This is a genomic window from Psychrobacillus sp. NPDC096426 (assembly GCF_044762745.1).
Lineage (GTDB): Bacteria > Bacillota > Bacilli > Bacillales_A > Planococcaceae > Psychrobacillus.
Window position 1 is genome coordinate 1 of the sequence record NZ_JBIWEX010000015.1, and the last position, 16,703, is coordinate 16,703.

Here is a 16,703-nt window from a genome sequence, read left to right on the forward strand (position 1 = left end):
CCCTTTGCTTGCCCGCGTCCAGAAACGACCGTATCAAGCTCCCAATGACCAAATGTTTCCCGGTTACGAACTTCTTTGGGACGTTTGGAGATGGAGGTGCCAATGTTAAAACGGCCTCTTGTTTCTCGCGGTTTCTGGCGTTTTCCTTTTTGACGAAGGACTGTCAATGGCACTTCTAATAAGCCGTTATAAATCCAACGGTATATACTTTTGAAACTTAGCTTCCCTTTATACAAGCGGCCGACAATTTGTTCAGGCGACCAAGTTTCCCCCAACTTTTCTTGAACAGCTTCTTTTAACAAGGGCGTTAATTTTAGTTTTGCCCCACAGAACGATTTATTGGTATGATAACGAACTTGTGCTTCTTCAGCCGTACAATTAGCATGTCTTCTTAATTCACGCGAAATAGTAGAAGGCTGGCGATTTAATCGTCTCGCGATCTTTCGGATTGAATAGCCTAGTTCAAGTAACGTCTCTATTTTCGAACGTTCAGATATGGTAAGATGTTTGTAGCTCATAATGATTTCCTCCGTTCAAATGTTGGTGTGGTAACTACATTTTACACGAGGTCGTTATGGGCTTCTTTTAATTCAACTTATAGGTGTTGCACTTAATATTACAATTCGTCATATAAAAATAAATAGCCCCGTTCACTGAACTGAGCTATACCATATATTTATTTTCAATGCTTATTTCACAATAGCAACCTTTAGTGAAATAAGCAAATCAAGTGAAAATTCTATTTTTAAAGAAGGGCGATTGTTAAAGAGTGTAGAATATATATAATAATACTAAAAATAGGAGGAATAATATGAAAAATGAAGTTTGTGTTATCAGCATTTACGTGCCAAATTTAAACAAAGCAATCGACTTTTATACGAATACTTTAGGTTTTGAATTAAACAAACAGTATGGCCCTAAGATTGCATCACTTGTACACAGAGAGTTACCACTCGTTTTAGAGGAGAACGATAATGCCACCTATAATCAAGATATTTCAGGAGTTGTATTAGGATTACGAACTGAAGATATTTATGAAAAAGTTAAATTCTTGAAAGAGAAAAAAGTGAATTTTATTATAGATGAACCAACTAATTGTCCTCCAGGAAAATATGTTAGCTTTAGAGACCCCTTCGGAAATATTTTAGAATACCTCCAATTTGAAAATTTGTAACAAGTATAAAAAGTTCAACATAATTGTTGGACTTTTTAGTTTTCTTTTCAACTAACACGTATACCGCTAGTTAAAGTGTAACATTTCACATTGTGTCTCGGAAATTTTCTTAATGTTTTGGACGTAAGAATAGACCATCAAAATGATGGTCTTGTTTAACTAGCACCTGTTAGCTTAATAGCAAATGATTACAACTCACTATTTCTCCCAAAGTTCGATCAGTCGACCTTCAGGATCTTTTATCCAAATAAACTTTCCAAATTCACTAATCTCTTTTTCCTTCGCAAGAGGGACACCAATATGTTCAAGATGCTTAATAGTCTCATTTAAATCATGTACTTGGAAATTTAACATCACTTGTTGTTCTGTTGGAAAATAACTGTCATTCTCGGTAAAGAAAGAAAAAATAGTCTCATTTCCTAATTCGTGTTTAATTATAGTTCCATTCCACGATTCTAAATCAATCTTCAATACTTCACCGTACCATTTTTTTGTAACATCAAGATTCTTAGTTCTCCAAAATATTCCTCCGAAACCTTTTATCATCGTATCTAGCTCCTGTCTGTTTTTAAATTTTTAGTTGTTGAATTTAATGTTAAGTTCCTTCTTCAAATATACTGCGGCGTTAGGTCAATAAGAAAAAGCGCTGCCAAGCACCACATTAGTTAAACGAATAGTTAAAATTATTAGTTATATTTATTTAGAGTGGACACTAACGCTTCGTTTTTCACTTCCAATATATATTCAGTAAAAACATGTTCCCTACCACCATTTTTCTCGTACCAGTCTTTAATTCGTTTAACGTGAGCATCGTCACCTTTTACATTATTCTCTATTTCTATATAATCTTCATAACTGTCATATTCCCAAATGGCAAAAATTTCCGTGGTATTATTTTCATTCTCCTTCATCCATCGTCCTACCAAACGTGCTCCGTACTTTAGTTGATTAGGTAAATTAGTTTTGATAAAATGTTCATTTAATTTCTCTACAAAATCATTTTTTACAGTGTAAAATTTTCTCCTGTAAAACATACATGTACCTCCTATAACTTTTTATTATTTGGATTTCTCCCCGCCACCTAACTGTCTACGCTTAAAGGCTAATGTTATCATTAGCCCTCCAAGACCTACGAGGGAATGGTTAGTTCTTTCTCGACGGGAATTCCACCCGCTATATGATACAACCTAGGATTAATAAACTTTCCTTTGAAACCCAACCATAATACGTTCAAGTGATACCCATCCAATATACTTTGGTTTTTCCCAACCTATAGCAGTTTTTAACTTTTCTATATCAAGGTAATTATTAATCCCTACCTTATCCCAAGCATGAATAACCTCTCCATTACCAATAGATAAGCCTAATGCCCCCAATTTTTTCGTTCACCATTAATTACTCCGAAGCAATCATAAAAAACAAAGGTTCCTTTTGGAGGTACACCTGTTTGCTTATTTGCTTCATATAAATCTGCAGATTCTTTTGCAAAATCTCCACCAAAGATTTCAATGCCATTACTTCTTTCTAATGCATCCTCTACAAAAGCCAAACAAATAAAACAATATTCTTTAGAATTTAGATGACATATAGCCCACTCAATTGCATTGTTAATATACTTATCATAATTTTTATCCATTTTATTGTCACCTCTAATTCATCTCTTAAAGGTAATATATTCAACAATAAGAGCTTAACTTCCTGCCAAGAAATAAAACAATCTGAGCATTGCTTCTTTAACTATCACAACTAAAATACCCTACTTCAACTTTTACATAAAACTTAAACTAACCTGCTCCATAGCTCAATAAGAAAAAAGCTTTACTCCTTCTTGAAGTAAAGTACCCGTAAGTTGAAGAAGGTTTGTTGCATTACTTTCTCCATTCATGTTCTAAAACACTGTATAATAATGAGTCTCGCCAGCCATCTTTAATTAACAAGTCTTCACGAATTTTACCTTCTTTGATCATTCCGACTTTTTCTAATACTTTTGATGAACCAATATTTCTTGGGTCGCAAGTTGCATATATACGATGAAGTTTAAGATCCTCAATTCCAAACTCAACTAATAAAGTAGCGACTTCTGTCGCTATTCCTTTTCCCCAATAATCTGGATTAACAATATAAGCGATTTCCCCAACTCTATTTGTGTGATCTCTAATATTAAACTCCCCAGCACCAATCATTTTTTCTTTGTAAACAATTGCAAACACAAACCTTTTCCTTGGTTCTTTCCTTAAATCTTTTATCACTTGATTCACAAAATATTGTGATTCCTCTTCTGTATTAGGTCCCCAGGGCTGATATCTACAAACTATTTCTTGTGAAGCGTATTTATGTACATCTATCCAATCACTTTCAATAATTTCCCTTAATACTATCCTTTCATTTGAAAGTTCCATTAATAACCCTCCACTTTTATATCTTTGAATAAATACTTATTCCACTGAACTGCCTAGTTAGTTTAAGGGTAGCATTTCACAATGAATCGCCGAAATCTACTTGATGTTTTGGACGCAAAAATGAGGGTGGGACAGAAGTAGCCCCTCTGTTTAACTAGAGCACTATTTAGCTCAACACAGGAAAATGAGAGGTATCATTAAACTTATTTATAACATTCTGTTGATAACTATTTTGACTTAAAACTGTAATCCCACCTACCGAAGAAGAAAAGTATGCGTTAACAATCATTTCATGTTCAAATTTCATCCACCACGCAGTAATATAACCCAAAGTACCACCATGTGTGACAATCAATAAATTTTTCTCCTTTTCTATTTCATATATACTATCCATACAACTACAAACACGACTATAAAACTGTCTCCATGTCTCTCCATCTTTAAATTCCTGATAATCCAGATCAAATCCACTATTTTTCCTTGGTATTCTATTTTCTCTTGCCCAATTTTTTGTTTTTCCCGCTGCAATGCCAGTATTTATTTCACGAAGTCCTTTATTTTTGATGACTTTTAAGTTTAACTGATTGCCAATTATTTCTGCTGTTTGTGCTGCTCTTAATAAATCAGATGAATAAAAAGCATATTCTTTATTATCTACTATTCCCTCTTTTAATTTGTCACCTATAAGGCTTGCTTGTTTTTTCCCTAAATCTGTTAAAGGTGGATCTGTCCATCCTCCTGACATATTATTTATATGGTGTTCTGATTGACAATGCTGTATCAAGATAATGTTGCTCATTCAGACATCCCTCCCCCAAATATTAATCTTTTTCAAATTATCCTTACTTATAGAAACCGTTAGCTCTGTAAGAACAAAAAATTCATTTATACACTTTCCATTCTTTATAACATTCAGCATCTATACCTAGCGTATTTGTTTTTATCCATTCAAATGCATTAAGGACTAATGGTGAAGAATTATCTACTGATACATCTTGCTCCGATACCCATAAAGCTCCAAGTGAATCTTGTCCATCGAATTGTAGTAGTTCGCTCAATTCTCCACCTATTTTATTAACTAAATAATAAACGGCGATATGATGAACAGCACTTCCTGCACCATATCCTCCCCTTCACTCAAAATATTGCACTATTTATCTAAATACGATTTTAAAATTACATTCTTTGCTTTTCTCATTGTTCTATTTAATAATCCTATCTACTACCTTAGTTGAACCAGAAAAAGAGATGCATTGCAACTCAATGTTCTTCCACTATAGCTACCCGTTAGTGAAAAATGTCTCTACATTCCTTTTATCCCATTAGACTCAAAAATCCAATTGTTAAAACCATTGCCCCAATAGAAATTAGGCACACTATTACAAATTGATTAAAAGCAATCTTTTTTAATTTACCTTTTCTTTTCTGACTGTATAAAGACATAGTAAATACAATAACCCACGTTGCCATTAGAATATAAAAAGAAGCTAATATTTGAGCTCACCGCCAACCTAATTAATTTTTCCTGAATCTACTTTATATAGTTACCAAAGTGGTTTTACAAAAGTTTGGTCGAGGATGTAATAGAAGGTGCTTGTTTAACTAAAGCACCCGGAGTTTAATAAGGCTAATTAAAATGCAATATAAAAAGCTTGAAGTTTTGCATCTAAACAATATTCAATTCTTTGTCTGAAATTTTTCCAAATGACCATTTCCAATGCTTTCTCAATAGGAAAAAAACCTACCTCCAGACTCTCAGTACTAGTTGTTAGTTCTCCTCCTATGGGTGTACCCAAAAATAATGTATTACAAATTGAACCACTTACATTTTGAAATACCCCACAAAATTTCGTTATTTCAATATCTATTCCCGATTCTTCTTTCGTTTCCCTGATTGCAGCTTCCTTCAATGATTCTCCCTCTTCAACTTGTCCGCCAGGCATTTCCCATCCTCTTCTTGGGCCCTTAATTAATAAAATTTCATTTTGGTCATTTAGTACAATAGTTGCTGCTGAAATTACATGTTTTGGTGGTGTCATTATCTCTATCCCCATTTTTACATTTATTTTACGCAGTAAAAAACAATATTTCACCAAACATTTCTAATCATGAAATACCCTGTTTCTTCAACTAAACTGCTGCGTTAATTGAACAAGAACAGGTATTAATCCTGTTGAAGTAAAGCACCCTTTTGCTGAAGAAGTAAATTTACTACTTTACTAATACTTATCAGTACGCTATTATAAAATATTTAATTAATACCAATAGGATTAGTTAAGGAATCCTTATGTATATATACGAAGTATTATCTCTTTTCTTGGTATTGATGTTTTGCTTAACTTATTAACGTATTTTTCTAAGTCATATGGGACATTTCGTTGAGTAACACTAAATCCTTTTTCATTTATATCAATTATTCCATAACGGGCAAATGATTTTTTATAATAACCTAGTGATCCTGCGTTGTAGAACACTGTATTGTTACAAGTAAACTGGTGATGACTATGGTCGTGTCCAAAGCAAACTAATGAAGTTAATTCTAAACCATCTAAAACAGAAAAGTTTTCTGATGAAGGTATTCCCGTTAAGTCAAAAGGATCTTCGCTTATATGTGCATTATATAAAGTTGTATTCATCGGATAATGTATCAAGTGAAGATCTTGTTCAATTATCGTCTTATTTATTATGCGAGGTAATTTGGATAAACCAATTATATGTTCTTTTTTGAGTCTATCCGCAATCCATTCATGATGTGGTTTAACATTAATTCTGCTGATTGGATACGCTTCATTATTAAGTAATGCCAAGACTGATTCATCATGATTTCCAGTGATCATTTCGAGATTTTCAATAGCAAATAATTCATCTAAAACCTCATTTGAGAATGGCCCTATTCCTACCATATCTCCAAGACAATATATAAAATCTATTGATTTCCCTTTTAGATCATTTAAAACAGCATTCAGTGCATATATATTTCCATGAACGTCTGAAATGATAGCGATCCTATACATAATTACACCCCCATAGATTTTGAGAGTTTTTTAATTTCATGGAAGTTCAATAATAATGTTTGTGATAAAAGTTTAACACTCCTGTTAACTATTAATTTCTTGCTACTATTACAAAGAAATTTCGGATAGACACTTTTCAATACTCTTTTGAAGAGGTTTTAATTCAGAATTCGTATTCACTTTGATATAAAAACTTTTTAAGAATGTCTTACAGTTAAAATATAAGAACCAATACTCTTCTTCCTCTATCTGTTCTTTTTGATTCTTTAGTTCTATCGGTACATTTTGTAGTAATGTCTCTATTTCTTCTTGTTCCAATCCGTTATTTAACATTTCTAGTATAGGAATTAATATCCTTTCATCTTCATCGTGGACATAAACACTAGTTGAAACAAAAACCTTATTCCATAGTACTTTTAATATTTCTATGTAAATTTTCTGATCTATTTTTGAATTTTTTACAAGTTCATCAACAGCGTCAGCTACATGAGCCATACTATGAGCCCAGCCTTTTACAGATATATATCCCCGTAAATCTTTCTCCAAGTTAATATAATCAATTAATCTATCTTTTATTTTAAACACCATATCTTGTGAGAGAAAGTTGTCTTCATTATCCCTATATAGGATAAGTGCTATTAAAAGAGTAGTAAATGACCTTGTAAAAACAGTATCAGTTTCATATTCCCCAATTCCTTTAAATAATAAATCACTTAAACACAATTCTAATAGTTCATTTAATAACTCCTGCTCCATTTGATTTTTTTCTATAATTAATTGATAAAAAGAGCTATAAATTAATTTGTCTCTAAGTTCCCAATCAGTTGAGCCGATATTCTCAACCATAGATTTAACTATACAAACCTTACTTTCTTCTTCCCAAGTTCTTTCCCCACTCTTAATTTCCATTAAGAATTTTTTAAGTTCATTCGCCTTCATTGGAACAGCGTTTTTATAACTTATTTCTAGCCTTTCCATATCATCCACTCCTTTTTTATTCCAATAAGAAAAAATGTTGGCTTTGGCAACCCAGTGTTCTTTAACTAAAACACCTGTTAGTTGAATAAGCAAATCGTTATTTTATCATTTGATCCGTAACTTTTTCTAATATCATACTTATAAATTCTGTTTTACCTAACGTATAGGAAGTTCGGTCTTTTACTGTATTTGCTAAATTCCTTTTTAAGTTTTCATACTCAATTACGACTTGCGGGTTATTTCTCAAATAGTCTCTGAATACTAAATGTCTTGCAAGTTCTTTACTGTCTTTGTTACAAACATAGAGGTGATGCTCCATCCATCGTGTACTATTTCCATCCCATGGAGTATAAACATCCTTTCTACCAAATGCTTCTCTTCCGTAAAAGCTCCATTCTTCTTGGTGAAAATAACCTATGTTTTCAAGTCCCTGAATTACATGAGGAAAAACATCGTAATTTTCTATTACAATATCTATATCCAATATTGGTTTTGCTCCAAGGCCCTGAACCGAAGTGCTTCCAACGTGTTCAATATCTATAATCAAATCATTTAAATACTTACTTAAAACTTGTTTCATTGATTGAAATATTTCTGACCATCGTTCATCAAATTTAGATACTACTATATCGGAATGTGTCAACCTAGTTCCCCCCTTATTTCTTACTATAAAACTTAACTTCCCCTTTAATTTAGTGTCTTTTCTATACAAAATATTCAAGTGTTGTCGATTAACCGTTTTATTGCACTAACTACTACTTCTGGTTCGTCATTCTGTATATAATGGGTACTATTTTCAGCAATTACGAATTCTCCATTTGAGGAAATTTCAAGAATCTCTTTCTGCATTTCATTCCATAACCCTTGTGATTCCTTTGAATAATGAGCTTTCTTGCCCGCTGAAAGAACAATTAATGGGACATCCAGCATCTTTCTTGATTCCTTCACCTGTTTTAAGCTTTCCATAAACTCATCATAATTACCTTCGTAAACAAATTGCTTGTTGTATGCTTGTTGAAACTCTTGTGGCATCGTTGGGAGAAAAATTTCTCTATAATCTTCGGGTGTAGAATCGACCAATACAAGTCCACAAATTTCACTTTGATATTTAGTTGCGTACAGTCGTGTATTAACTCCACCAAATGAATGACCGACTAATATGTATGGGGGGATTATATTTGCTTGATTAAGAAGTTCATGCAATTCTCTTACCATCTCTTGACTCGTTCTTGAGTTAGAACTTGATTCACTTTTCCCAAGTCCTGCTCTATCATAAATGAGAACATCAGACAGCATTGATATATCAGTAATCACCGAATCCCAAGCCTTGGAAGTGTCTCCATACCCAGCATCCATTACAATAGTCGGTCTTCCCTTATTTTCTCCAACCAATTTAGCGTATAGTTTACAGTCACTTATCTGTACAAACATCTCTTTTGTCATTTAGTCCGTCCCCTCTTTTGTTAATCCTATTGGTTAAACAAGAAAAAAGAGCCATCTATACAGCTCATTGTCCTTCTACTAAAACACCTTGTTAAAGAAGAAGCCTATATTACATAAGAGTATTCTTTAGAATAAATCTTTAAAAAAACTGGTTACCCCATAAGTTCAGATATAATTTCAGAACTACCAGGCATTAATAATATGAGGGAAGTAACTATGAATAACAGTCCAATAACAAACAACATAATAACTATTTTCACAGAAAGAGAAACGTTTTTGTTAATTGCACCTAGTATAAGAAAAACAATACCTATAAACAGTAAAACCAAATAATAAAAACCCATCCTATCACCCCATTCAAAACAATTAGAATACTTCTCAAAACCCAGGAATATTCCTCTTCTGCTTTATACATTAACGTTATTCCTGATAAATAAGTTTCATTTATTGGGAAGATTACAAAAATAATAAACATGCTCCTTATTAAACTAAACTGACCCGTTGGCCATCCATGCAGCAAAGTGTTGCAAATACAGAGCCAAGAATTGGACTTAATACTGATAAAATTTGAAATAAACTTCTAAGGATAATACATAAGTTTAATGTCATGTGAAAACCTATGATTTCTAGGAGGTGCAAAATGGCGAAAAAAAAGACAGCGAATAACAGTAACAAGGATGCCAATCTTGCTTGGTGGCAATTATCTCTTATAGGGGTAGGGTGCATTATAGGATCGGGTTTTTTCTTGGCAACAAGTATTGCAATAAAAATGACGGGTCCTTCTGTTATATTCGCCTTTATAATGGCAGCGAGTGCAACTTATATTGTATTTGAAGCTCTCGGTAAAATGTCCGCTAAAGACCCACAAAAAGGGTCGTTTCGCACATACGCAAAAAAAGCATATGGACGTTGGGCTGGGTTTAGTAGTGGCTGGGTTTACTGGTGTTCAGAAATACTAATAATCGGCAGTCAGCTTACGGCAATTTCCCTTTTAACTAAACTTTGGTTTCCTGATGTTCACTTGTGGATATTTGCATTAATCTACGCAATTTGTGGACTTCTGATTCTTTTTATTGGAGCAAAAGCTTTTGGAAAATTAGAAAGTATTTTTGGTGTAATGAAAATTGCTGCTATTTTCATGTTTATTGTGATTGCCCTTTTGGCACTTACAGGAGTCATTGAAGGCAATCCAAAAGGAGAAGTTCCTAAATCTTTTCATGAGTTTTTCCCGAAAGGAGTCATCGGGTTTTGGAGTGCACTTTTGTTTGCCTTTTATGCACATGGAGGAATAGAAGTGATGGGGGTAATGGCTATTCATTTACGAAACAAGGAGGATGCTCCTAAGTCAGGACAAGTCATGATAGGATTGCTTGGATTAATCTATGTTACCGCTCTTTCTTTAGCGCTGTTACTGATACCATATACTTCATTTAAAGAGGACAAGAGTCCATTTGTTACGGCTTTATCCAGTTTTAATCTCGATTTTTTCCCACATGTATTTACCGCAGCTATTATTATTGCAGGATTTTCAACAATGTCTGCTTCCCTGTTTTCAGTTACTACGATACTGACGACATTATCAGAGGAGGGAGATGCGCCTGCTATTTTCAGCAAGCAAACGAAAAAGAAGTTCAAAATGCCTCTTCCTGCGATTGCGCTTACTTCCACAGGTCTTATAATTTCCATTGTTACTTCTTTATTATTGCCTGATAAAGTGTATGAATATATAACCACTGCTGCAGCATTAATGTTGCTTTATAATTGGTTTTTCATTTTGATTATGTATCAAAGATTAATCGAGCCGACTAAAGCTGATAAAGTGAAAAGAATAATAGGAATGATTCTCGTAGCCACGGCAGTAAGTGGTGCCCTTTTTCACGCAACAAGTCGACCTGGATTTTTTATTAGTCTAGTTTTCATTTCAATTATTGCAATTGTGGTCTTATTATTGCGTAAAAGATGGAAAAAGGAAGAATCTCAAAATAGCGTATGATAAGCCTGGATGCCAAAGTATATTCCGAATGCAATCATGGAAAGGGAAGAAATTAAGGAGATAATGATTAGAAATCTGGTAGATAAGAATTTGCGGGCACCACTTGATAAAAATGCCATTGTTGAATCCCATAATAGTATGCCTACTATAATAGCCAAACTAAAAGTAATTATTTGATTTGCTTGGAAATTTTGGGATGTTTCGGCTAGGACAGAGCCGTATATCCCCAGCCAAAAAAGGATCGTTAGTGGATTCAATAGGGATACGAGAAATCCAGACACTAATGATTGTCTAAGACGAATTCTTTTACCGGATTTCATATCTACCTTAATTTCATGAATTGTTAGTAGACTTTCTATTCCCGTATAAGTAAGCACAAAACAGCCAAACGACCAAAGAAATATTTTCATGTAAGGTGAATCGATAAATTGGCCAATACCAAAATAAACCATAATCATATACAAGACATCTGCCATTAAAGCTCCAAAACCAAAAATCCAAGCATGAAAAAAACCATTTTTAATGCCCGTATCTAATTGCGCAGCATTAACAGGCCCTATTGGTGCAGCTAGGGATATCCCTAAAAAGATATAAGTAAATATTGAATTCATGGTCTAGTCCCCCCTTAACTTGATATCTATGTATCTTATTCAGAGGGAGTGTCTTGTACACCTAATTTAAGAAAAAATAAATCGACATTCTACATCAACGACCAAGATCAAAATCTTTGATTTTCTTAGCGAGCAGGTTGAATTATTAAACAGGAAAAAATTACTAATTACCCCCCAAATCCTCTTATTCTCGAGAAGACTCCAAAAGCATATTAATGTAAAATTTTTTTCAAAAGATGGCATACTTTTTTCGTGAGAAATGGCTTCAGCCTTTGTTCTGTCGCTTTACCCAAGATTCAGAGCCAATTATAGATGGATGCCCATTCGTTTTTATAAAACATGAGTAATATGTTAGATAGCTAAGAAGTATTCACCCCCAGGTTGTGTGCTTCTCAGTTATTTTTTTGCACCTAATAATTCTTACTTTAGTACTTATTTCAATCGCACTACGAATTAAACTTTGCTATACATTTAACTTAAAATTTCCATACAAATGAATAATCTTTTATACTCTGCACATCCTAGTCCCTGTATGAAAAAATTACAAATTGTTAGGGAGTGCAATTATGGGAATATTAAGTGGAAATCCAAAGGATAAACCGTTACATTATGGTGAAGTGTTCGGTATCTGGACAAATCTGGCTACAAACAATGGATTGATAGCTGCTTATCAAACATTTTTTAATCACACAGGTGATAAGGAATTAGAAAAGATTATTGAAGAATCAATTCAATGTATGAAAGATGAAAACAAGCAACTAGAAGTAATATTAAAAATAAATGGTATAGCACTTCCTCCTGCACCTCCTGAACGACCGGTTGCAAGAATAGAGGACATTCCTCCTGGTGCAAGATTTAACGATCCTGAAATCAGCGCTTCACTTTCAATGAATATAGCTGCAGGTTTAGTTGCTTGCAGTCAAGCTATGGGAATGTCAATTAGGGAAGATATCGGTTTAATGTATGGTCAATTCCATCTGAATAAAGCTCAACTAGGTGCCAAATTGTTACGATTGAATAAAAGTAAAGGTTGGCTTATTCCTCCACCACTACATGTAGATTTTCCTGATAAGTAACTAAAATACCTATTCAGAAATGAGGAACTATACTTGTATTATTACAAAGAGGAACTCATAAAAATTATTACATCAACCAGATCCTGAAGCTGCACGTGTGATGCAAGAGATTTTGGGTGGTCATTAGAAGATTCTCACCATATTTAGTTTTCAGCCATCCGGTGTATCCATTGGCATACTTTTTCCAAGGGGAGTGGCTTTAGCCTTTGTTCTGCTGACTTCAACTGAGCTTCAGACCCCATAATCTGTCCACATATTAGTGCTTATAACAAAACTTGTCGCACTGCTGCGTTTGTTTAAGTGCATTCCTTCACAATCTCTGCGCTTGTTTTAGTATAAATATTCAGAAAACCTTATAACTTAAAAGAAGAAATGATAAACATTCTATTTATTGGTAAATATTATTAGATCAAGCCGCACTAATAATTAATACCAAAATGTAAACATACACCAGTTGTTGTATCCCAACAATTCGAATTACATTATGCTATAAAAATTTTAATAAAAATATAAGCAAATCCCCAAGTAAGAATAAAAATGACTATCAAATCGGCTTACAATTTGATAGTCATTTTAAATTACATTTTTAATGTTTGTTATTGGCCCTGCTGAATCAAGTTAAAATACTTGCTCTACTTCTACTACTCCAGGTACTTCTTCTAAAAGAGCGCGTTCAATACCTGCTTTTAATGTAATCGTTGAACTTGGGCAAGTTCCGCAAGCTCCAAGAAGGCGTAGTTTTACAATACCGTCTTCCACGTCTACAAGCTCACAATCTCCCCCATCACGTAGTAAAAATGGGCGCAATTTATCTAAAACTTCTTGAACTTGTTCATTCATTGTATCAGTCATATCTATCGACTCCTTTCATTATAATCATTATAATATCAGTAAGGGAAAAAATCCAATAAAGAATATGAAGGAGCTAAACGTCGATGAAACCTCAAGCGTTAAATATAGAAATTTATGGAGCGGATATAGTGTGCGCCAGTTGCGTAAATGCACCATCCTCCAAGGATACTTACGAATGGCTTCAAGCAGCAATTGACCGTAAATTTCCAACAAACGAAGTAACGTTTACGTACATTGATATCGATCAGCCAATTGAGAATAATAGACAACAAGATATAGCAAATCGAATCGTAGAAGATGAGTTTTTCTACCCACTAGTGATGATTAATGAAGAAGTGATCGGTGAAGGTTATATTCAACTAAAGCCAGTATATGCTGCACTTGAGAAATATGGGTATGTAAGTGAAGCAGAATAATGGAGTAAGGAAGTTCAATTGATGGTTCATTATTCAAAAAACTTCGAAGCAGTTTTTTTACATCGCTTCGAAGTTTTTTTGTTATCCATTATGTCGCTTATACATCCATAGCAACCCTGATTTCATCAGTCTTGCAATACGACCTGTAACGGAAATATCTGCCATGTAAGCGAATCCTTGCTTTTTCCCAAGTGATCCCATAAAACCTTTTAGTTTAATGTCAGGCATTTTGTCAGGGAGTGGTAGACCTCTCCAGCGAGCTTGTAAAACTTTTACTATTTGCTCCGCTTGTTCTTCCGCTAATTGAGCACTTGGTGCAAAAGGAAGAGATGCACAATCCCCAACAACGAATACATTCTCATAATTCGGCAAATCATGATATTGCGTTAAAATAACACGACCAGAATTATCTTTTTCACCTGGTAATGCACGCACTGTAGCTGCTGGTTGAATACCTGCAGTCCACACCACCACATCTACTGGAATAACCTCTTCATGATTATACAATTTGTTTGGTTCTACTTTTGTTATATTTGAGTTACTTACTACTTCTACATCGTTCGAATCAAACCACTTTTGTACATAATTACTCAAGCGTTCTGGAAAATCTCTTAAAATACGTGGACTACGATCGAATAATTTAATTCTTAGATCTGGACGACTCTCCCGAAGTTCACTAGCTAACTCTATTCCACTTAACCCTGCACCAACGATACCAACAATGGATCCCGCAGGAAGTCCACCAATTTTCGTGTATGTGTCACGAGACCGTCCGATCGTTTGAATGCTAAACGTAAACTCATCTGCACCAGGTACGTTATGGTACTTATCTTCACAGCCCAGCCCAATAACAAGATCATCGTAAGAAATCGCTTGACCATCTGCTAATAAAACTTGTTTGCCTTCTACATCAATTTCTGTAATTTCCCCATACTTAATCATTAATTTATCACTTTCTGGAAATCCAACTCGAACTTCATGATCTGAGGTTGTCCCTGCTGCTAATGCATAAAATTCGGTTTTCAAGCTATGAAATGGTGTTCTGTCTATTAAGGTGATTTCTACATCAAGTGGTAAATTATTTGGCAACATTCGCGACAAAATTCGCATATTACCATATCCTCCACCTAATAATACTAATTTTCGCATAATAATCTCCCTCATCTCTCAATGTCATCTAAAATTATAAATGATTGTGATGGTTTTCACAAGAGAGCTTCTAAATTGACGTATCCCGAAAAAAAGAGTAGCATGACGTTGTAGTGAGGTGACAGCTATGAATCCTATGGTTGAATTTTGTATAAGCAACCTTGCAAATGGTTCTCAAGAAGCTTTTGACATTTTAGAACAAGATCCTAACTTAGATGTACTTGAATATGGCTGCCTCAGTCATTGTTCATTATGCTCCGAAACTTTACTTGCAATCGTAAATGGAGATGTTGTCGAAGGGGATTCTCCAGAAGATCTTGTGAAAAAAATATATGCATATATTGAAGAAAATCCGCTATTTTAATAGTGGATTTTCTTTTCTTTTTACTTTATCCATTCATGTAAAGACTCTAAACAATAAGTCGGTTGCGAGGGTTTCATTTGAACTTCCTCTGTTCGAGTTACCCCACTATTCACATGCGCTGTATGAATGCCCATATGAATACCAGTTAAAATATCCGTAAGATAATTATCACCTATCATAATCATCTCTTCATTTTTATACCCGTATTTCTTTTGGATAAACGTTAGCATATATGGTTCTGGTTTACCCATAAATATTGGCTCTACACCAGTAGAATATTCTACTAGTTTTGTAAAAGCACCATTTCCCGGTACTAATCCTCTTTCATCTGGAAAAGCATGATCCCCATTTGTCGAAATAAACGCCGCTCCCGCTCGAATAGAAAGACATGCGGTTGCAAGCTTCTCATAAGTAATAGAGCGGTCAATTCCCATCACTACTACATCTGCAATATCTTCTGACCGCGCTACTTGCTTCGCGTCCAACGCATCTTGTAATCCACTCTCTCCGATCATAAACACCGATTTCTTAGGAAAATGTTCCTCTATATAATTCGCAGCCGCAATGGAAGAAGAAATAATATGATCTGTGTCCACATGAATATCCATCTTCCCTATTTTTTCTTGCAGTTGTTTCTGTGTCATTGACGAATTATTCGTTACAAAAAAAGGGTCGATACCGTTATTTTGTAAATAATGAACAAAATCCACCGCTTCCTTAATAGGGGTTTTTCCTTTATAAACCGTTCCGTCCAGATCCAAGAAATAAGCTTTATAGTTTAACATTCGAATCCTCCGGTAAAAAAGCAGAAACTGGTCCCAATTCATGGACTAAATAATTCTCAACTTGCGTTGGGAATTGCTTTAAGAAAGATATATTTGATACAAGTATATTTTCAAGTTTTTTATGATCTACTGCATAAAATTGACGTACTAGCTCTTTTCTATATTCAATTACTTCTTTTAGTGGGGCATCCATCTCATGTGGAATAACTTTTTCATCTGTTAAAATGTCGATAATATCATCATAACCACCTGGATCACGCATGATAAAACCATCAATCATCGAATTTCCAACATCAATAATGGACTCAATCATATTATGACCTACACGTTCTAAAGCTAATTTAGAATGTTCATCTGCATGCCAGTCTGTATTACCTTCTATTAGTGTTAACAACTTCTTCATATGTGCGATTGTCTCAGCAATTTTTTTTCGATCTACAAAATACATT

The 16,703-nt window shown here is 34.2% G+C and carries 23 protein-coding genes; 5 read left to right on the top strand and 18 right to left on the bottom strand.

The genetic code is table 11. The annotated features are described in order from the left end of the window. The coding region (locus ACIQYS_RS13275) for an IS30 family transposase (RefSeq protein ID WP_402980625.1) at positions 1-518 on the bottom strand (518 nt) is incomplete at its 3' end. 293 nt (positions 519-811) lie between these two features. Between ACIQYS_RS13275 and ACIQYS_RS13280 the strand changes: the two genes are divergently transcribed. Next, positions 812-1,174 carry a VOC family protein gene (locus ACIQYS_RS13280; RefSeq protein ID WP_402980630.1) on the top strand — a complete coding sequence of 121 codons (363 nt, stop codon included), beginning with the start codon at positions 812-814 and terminating at the stop codon, positions 1,172-1,174. A gap of 198 nt (positions 1,175-1,372) precedes the next feature. Here the strand turns inward: ACIQYS_RS13280 and ACIQYS_RS13285 are convergent, their stop codons facing one another. From ACIQYS_RS13285 to ACIQYS_RS13340, 12 genes are all read right to left on the bottom strand, one after another. After that, positions 1,373-1,720, bottom strand: a complete 348-nt coding sequence (locus tag ACIQYS_RS13285) for a VOC family protein (protein WP_402980635.1) — start codon at positions 1,718-1,720, stop codon at positions 1,373-1,375. Positions 1,721-1,860: 140 nt separating this feature from the next. Beyond that, positions 1,861-2,208, bottom strand: coding sequence for an NIPSNAP family protein (locus tag ACIQYS_RS13290; RefSeq protein ID WP_402980638.1), 348 nt, complete (start codon positions 2,206-2,208; stop codon positions 1,861-1,863). Between the two features lie 159 nt (positions 2,209-2,367). Next, a complete protein-coding gene (locus tag ACIQYS_RS13295; protein ID WP_402980641.1) occupies positions 2,368-2,550 on the bottom strand; it encodes a hypothetical protein in 183 nt (60 codons plus the stop codon). Then, positions 2,538-2,810, bottom strand: coding sequence for a hypothetical protein (locus ACIQYS_RS13300; RefSeq protein ID WP_402980644.1), 273 nt, complete (start codon positions 2,808-2,810; stop codon positions 2,538-2,540). Before ACIQYS_RS13300 ends, ACIQYS_RS13295 begins: the two co-directional genes overlap by 13 nt. A 232-nt stretch (positions 2,811-3,042) precedes the next feature. Then, complete coding sequence (locus ACIQYS_RS13305) at positions 3,043-3,573, bottom strand: GNAT family N-acetyltransferase (RefSeq protein ID WP_402980647.1); 531 nt, start codon at positions 3,571-3,573, stop codon at positions 3,043-3,045. 166 nt (positions 3,574-3,739) lie between these two features. Further along, positions 3,740-4,372, bottom strand: a complete 633-nt coding sequence (locus ACIQYS_RS13310) for a histidine phosphatase family protein (protein ID WP_402980650.1) — start codon at positions 4,370-4,372, stop codon at positions 3,740-3,742. An 82-nt stretch (positions 4,373-4,454) separates the two neighbouring features. Beyond that, a complete protein-coding gene (locus tag ACIQYS_RS13315) occupies positions 4,455-4,631 on the bottom strand; it encodes an NUDIX hydrolase (RefSeq protein WP_402980653.1) in 177 nt (58 codons plus the stop codon). A 573-nt stretch (positions 4,632-5,204) separates the two neighbouring features. Further along, positions 5,205-5,612, bottom strand: a complete 408-nt coding sequence (locus tag ACIQYS_RS13320; protein ID WP_402980656.1) for an NUDIX hydrolase — start codon at positions 5,610-5,612, stop codon at positions 5,205-5,207. 246 nt (positions 5,613-5,858) lie between these two features. Next, positions 5,859-6,587 (bottom strand): metallophosphoesterase family protein, encoded by a 729-nt coding sequence (locus ACIQYS_RS13325; RefSeq protein WP_402980659.1) that lies wholly within the window; start codon positions 6,585-6,587, stop codon positions 5,859-5,861. A gap of 108 nt (positions 6,588-6,695) precedes the next feature. Next, the gene (locus ACIQYS_RS13330) at positions 6,696-7,565 is read right to left on the bottom strand and encodes a DUF2785 domain-containing protein (protein ID WP_402980662.1); all 870 of its coding nucleotides are present in this window, start codon (positions 7,563-7,565) and stop codon (positions 6,696-6,698) included. A gap of 97 nt (positions 7,566-7,662) precedes the next feature. Then, entirely contained in the window at positions 7,663-8,208 is a 546-nt protein-coding gene (locus tag ACIQYS_RS13335; RefSeq protein ID WP_402980665.1) for a GrpB family protein, read from the bottom strand. Positions 8,209-8,282: 74 nt separating this feature from the next. Continuing rightward, positions 8,283-9,008 (bottom strand): alpha/beta fold hydrolase, encoded by a 726-nt coding sequence (locus tag ACIQYS_RS13340; RefSeq protein ID WP_402980668.1) that lies wholly within the window; start codon positions 9,006-9,008, stop codon positions 8,283-8,285. Between the two features lie 640 nt (positions 9,009-9,648). Between ACIQYS_RS13340 and ACIQYS_RS13345 the strand changes: the two genes are divergently transcribed. Then, entirely contained in the window at positions 9,649-11,001 is a 1,353-nt protein-coding gene (locus ACIQYS_RS13345; RefSeq protein WP_402980671.1) for an amino acid permease, read from the top strand. On the opposite strand, the gene ACIQYS_RS13350 is transcribed toward ACIQYS_RS13345, so the two are convergent. After that, the gene (locus ACIQYS_RS13350) at positions 10,986-11,612 is read right to left on the bottom strand and encodes a LysE family transporter (RefSeq protein WP_402980674.1); all 627 of its coding nucleotides are present in this window, start codon (positions 11,610-11,612) and stop codon (positions 10,986-10,988) included. The two genes, ACIQYS_RS13345 and ACIQYS_RS13350, sit on opposite strands and share 16 nt — an antisense overlap. 566 nt (positions 11,613-12,178) lie before the next feature. On the opposite strand from ACIQYS_RS13350, the gene ACIQYS_RS13355 reads away from it, so the two are divergent. Then, positions 12,179-12,688, top strand: coding sequence for a DUF3231 family protein (locus tag ACIQYS_RS13355; RefSeq protein ID WP_402980677.1), 510 nt, complete (start codon positions 12,179-12,181; stop codon positions 12,686-12,688). A gap of 618 nt (positions 12,689-13,306) precedes the next feature. Here the strand turns inward: ACIQYS_RS13355 and ACIQYS_RS13360 are convergent. Further along, entirely contained in the window at positions 13,307-13,540 is a 234-nt protein-coding gene (locus tag ACIQYS_RS13360) for a NifU family protein (protein ID WP_100353777.1), read from the bottom strand. Between the two features lie 83 nt (positions 13,541-13,623). Between ACIQYS_RS13360 and ACIQYS_RS13365 the strand changes: the two genes are divergently transcribed. After that, complete coding sequence (locus ACIQYS_RS13365; RefSeq protein WP_402980680.1) at positions 13,624-13,956, top strand: YuzD family protein; 333 nt, start codon at positions 13,624-13,626, stop codon at positions 13,954-13,956. Between the two features lie 81 nt (positions 13,957-14,037). Here ACIQYS_RS13365 and ACIQYS_RS13370 read toward each other — a convergent pair whose 3' ends face one another. Next, positions 14,038-15,105: an NAD(P)/FAD-dependent oxidoreductase gene (locus tag ACIQYS_RS13370; protein WP_402980683.1), complete on the bottom strand. Its 1,068-nt coding sequence runs from the start codon at positions 15,103-15,105 to the stop codon at positions 14,038-14,040. Positions 15,106-15,232: 127 nt separating this feature from the next. Here ACIQYS_RS13370 and ACIQYS_RS13375 point away from each other — a divergent pair, with 127 nt between their 5' ends. Continuing rightward, positions 15,233-15,469, top strand: coding sequence for a YuzB family protein (locus ACIQYS_RS13375; RefSeq protein ID WP_142540127.1), 237 nt, complete (start codon positions 15,233-15,235; stop codon positions 15,467-15,469). Between the two features lie 20 nt (positions 15,470-15,489). Here the strand turns inward: ACIQYS_RS13375 and ACIQYS_RS13380 are convergent, their stop codons facing one another. Continuing rightward, positions 15,490-16,254, bottom strand: coding sequence for a TIGR01457 family HAD-type hydrolase (locus ACIQYS_RS13380; RefSeq protein ID WP_402980687.1), 765 nt, complete (start codon positions 16,252-16,254; stop codon positions 15,490-15,492). Further along, a complete protein-coding gene (locus ACIQYS_RS13385; protein WP_402980690.1) occupies positions 16,241-16,702 on the bottom strand; it encodes a DUF86 domain-containing protein in 462 nt (153 codons plus the stop codon). Before ACIQYS_RS13385 ends, ACIQYS_RS13380 begins: the two co-directional genes overlap by 14 nt. Position 16,703: the final 1 nt, after the last annotated feature.

Coding starts and splice junctions, on each gene's coding strand:
- ACIQYS_RS13330 (WP_402980662.1), bottom strand. CDS start 7,565: ATGGAAAGGCTAGAAATAAGTTATAAAAACGCTGTTCCAATGAAGGCG.
- ACIQYS_RS13365 (WP_402980680.1), top strand. CDS start 13,624: ATGAAACCTCAAGCGTTAAATATAGAAATTTATGGAGCGGATATAGTG.
- ACIQYS_RS13380 (WP_402980687.1), bottom strand. CDS start 16,254: ATGTTAAACTATAAAGCTTATTTCTTGGATCTGGACGGAACGGTTTAT.
- ACIQYS_RS13385 (WP_402980690.1), bottom strand. CDS start 16,702: ATGTATTTTGTAGATCGAAAAAAAATTGCTGAGACAATCGCACATATG.
- ACIQYS_RS13280 (WP_402980630.1), top strand. CDS start 812: ATGAAAAATGAAGTTTGTGTTATCAGCATTTACGTGCCAAATTTAAAC.
- ACIQYS_RS13300 (WP_402980644.1), bottom strand. CDS start 2,810: ATGGATAAAAATTATGATAAGTATATTAACAATGCAATTGAGTGGGCT.
- ACIQYS_RS13325 (WP_402980659.1), bottom strand. CDS start 6,587: ATGTATAGGATCGCTATCATTTCAGACGTTCATGGAAATATATATGCA.
- ACIQYS_RS13340 (WP_402980668.1), bottom strand. CDS start 9,008: ATGACAAAAGAGATGTTTGTACAGATAAGTGACTGTAAACTATACGCT.
- ACIQYS_RS13345 (WP_402980671.1), top strand. CDS start 9,649: ATGGCGAAAAAAAAGACAGCGAATAACAGTAACAAGGATGCCAATCTT.
- ACIQYS_RS13370 (WP_402980683.1), bottom strand. CDS start 15,105: ATGCGAAAATTAGTATTATTAGGTGGAGGATATGGTAATATGCGAATT.
- ACIQYS_RS13360 (WP_100353777.1), bottom strand. CDS start 13,540: ATGACTGATACAATGAATGAACAAGTTCAAGAAGTTTTAGATAAATTG.
- ACIQYS_RS13305 (WP_402980647.1), bottom strand. CDS start 3,573: ATGGAACTTTCAAATGAAAGGATAGTATTAAGGGAAATTATTGAAAGT.
- ACIQYS_RS13350 (WP_402980674.1), bottom strand. CDS start 11,612: ATGAATTCAATATTTACTTATATCTTTTTAGGGATATCCCTAGCTGCA.
- ACIQYS_RS13375 (WP_142540127.1), top strand. CDS start 15,233: ATGAATCCTATGGTTGAATTTTGTATAAGCAACCTTGCAAATGGTTCT.
- ACIQYS_RS13320 (WP_402980656.1), bottom strand. CDS start 5,612: ATGACACCACCAAAACATGTAATTTCAGCAGCAACTATTGTACTAAAT.
- ACIQYS_RS13285 (WP_402980635.1), bottom strand. CDS start 1,720: ATGATAAAAGGTTTCGGAGGAATATTTTGGAGAACTAAGAATCTTGAT.
- ACIQYS_RS13290 (WP_402980638.1), bottom strand. CDS start 2,208: ATGTTTTACAGGAGAAAATTTTACACTGTAAAAAATGATTTTGTAGAG.
- ACIQYS_RS13310 (WP_402980650.1), bottom strand. CDS start 4,372: ATGAGCAACATTATCTTGATACAGCATTGTCAATCAGAACACCATATA.
- ACIQYS_RS13355 (WP_402980677.1), top strand. CDS start 12,179: ATGGGAATATTAAGTGGAAATCCAAAGGATAAACCGTTACATTATGGT.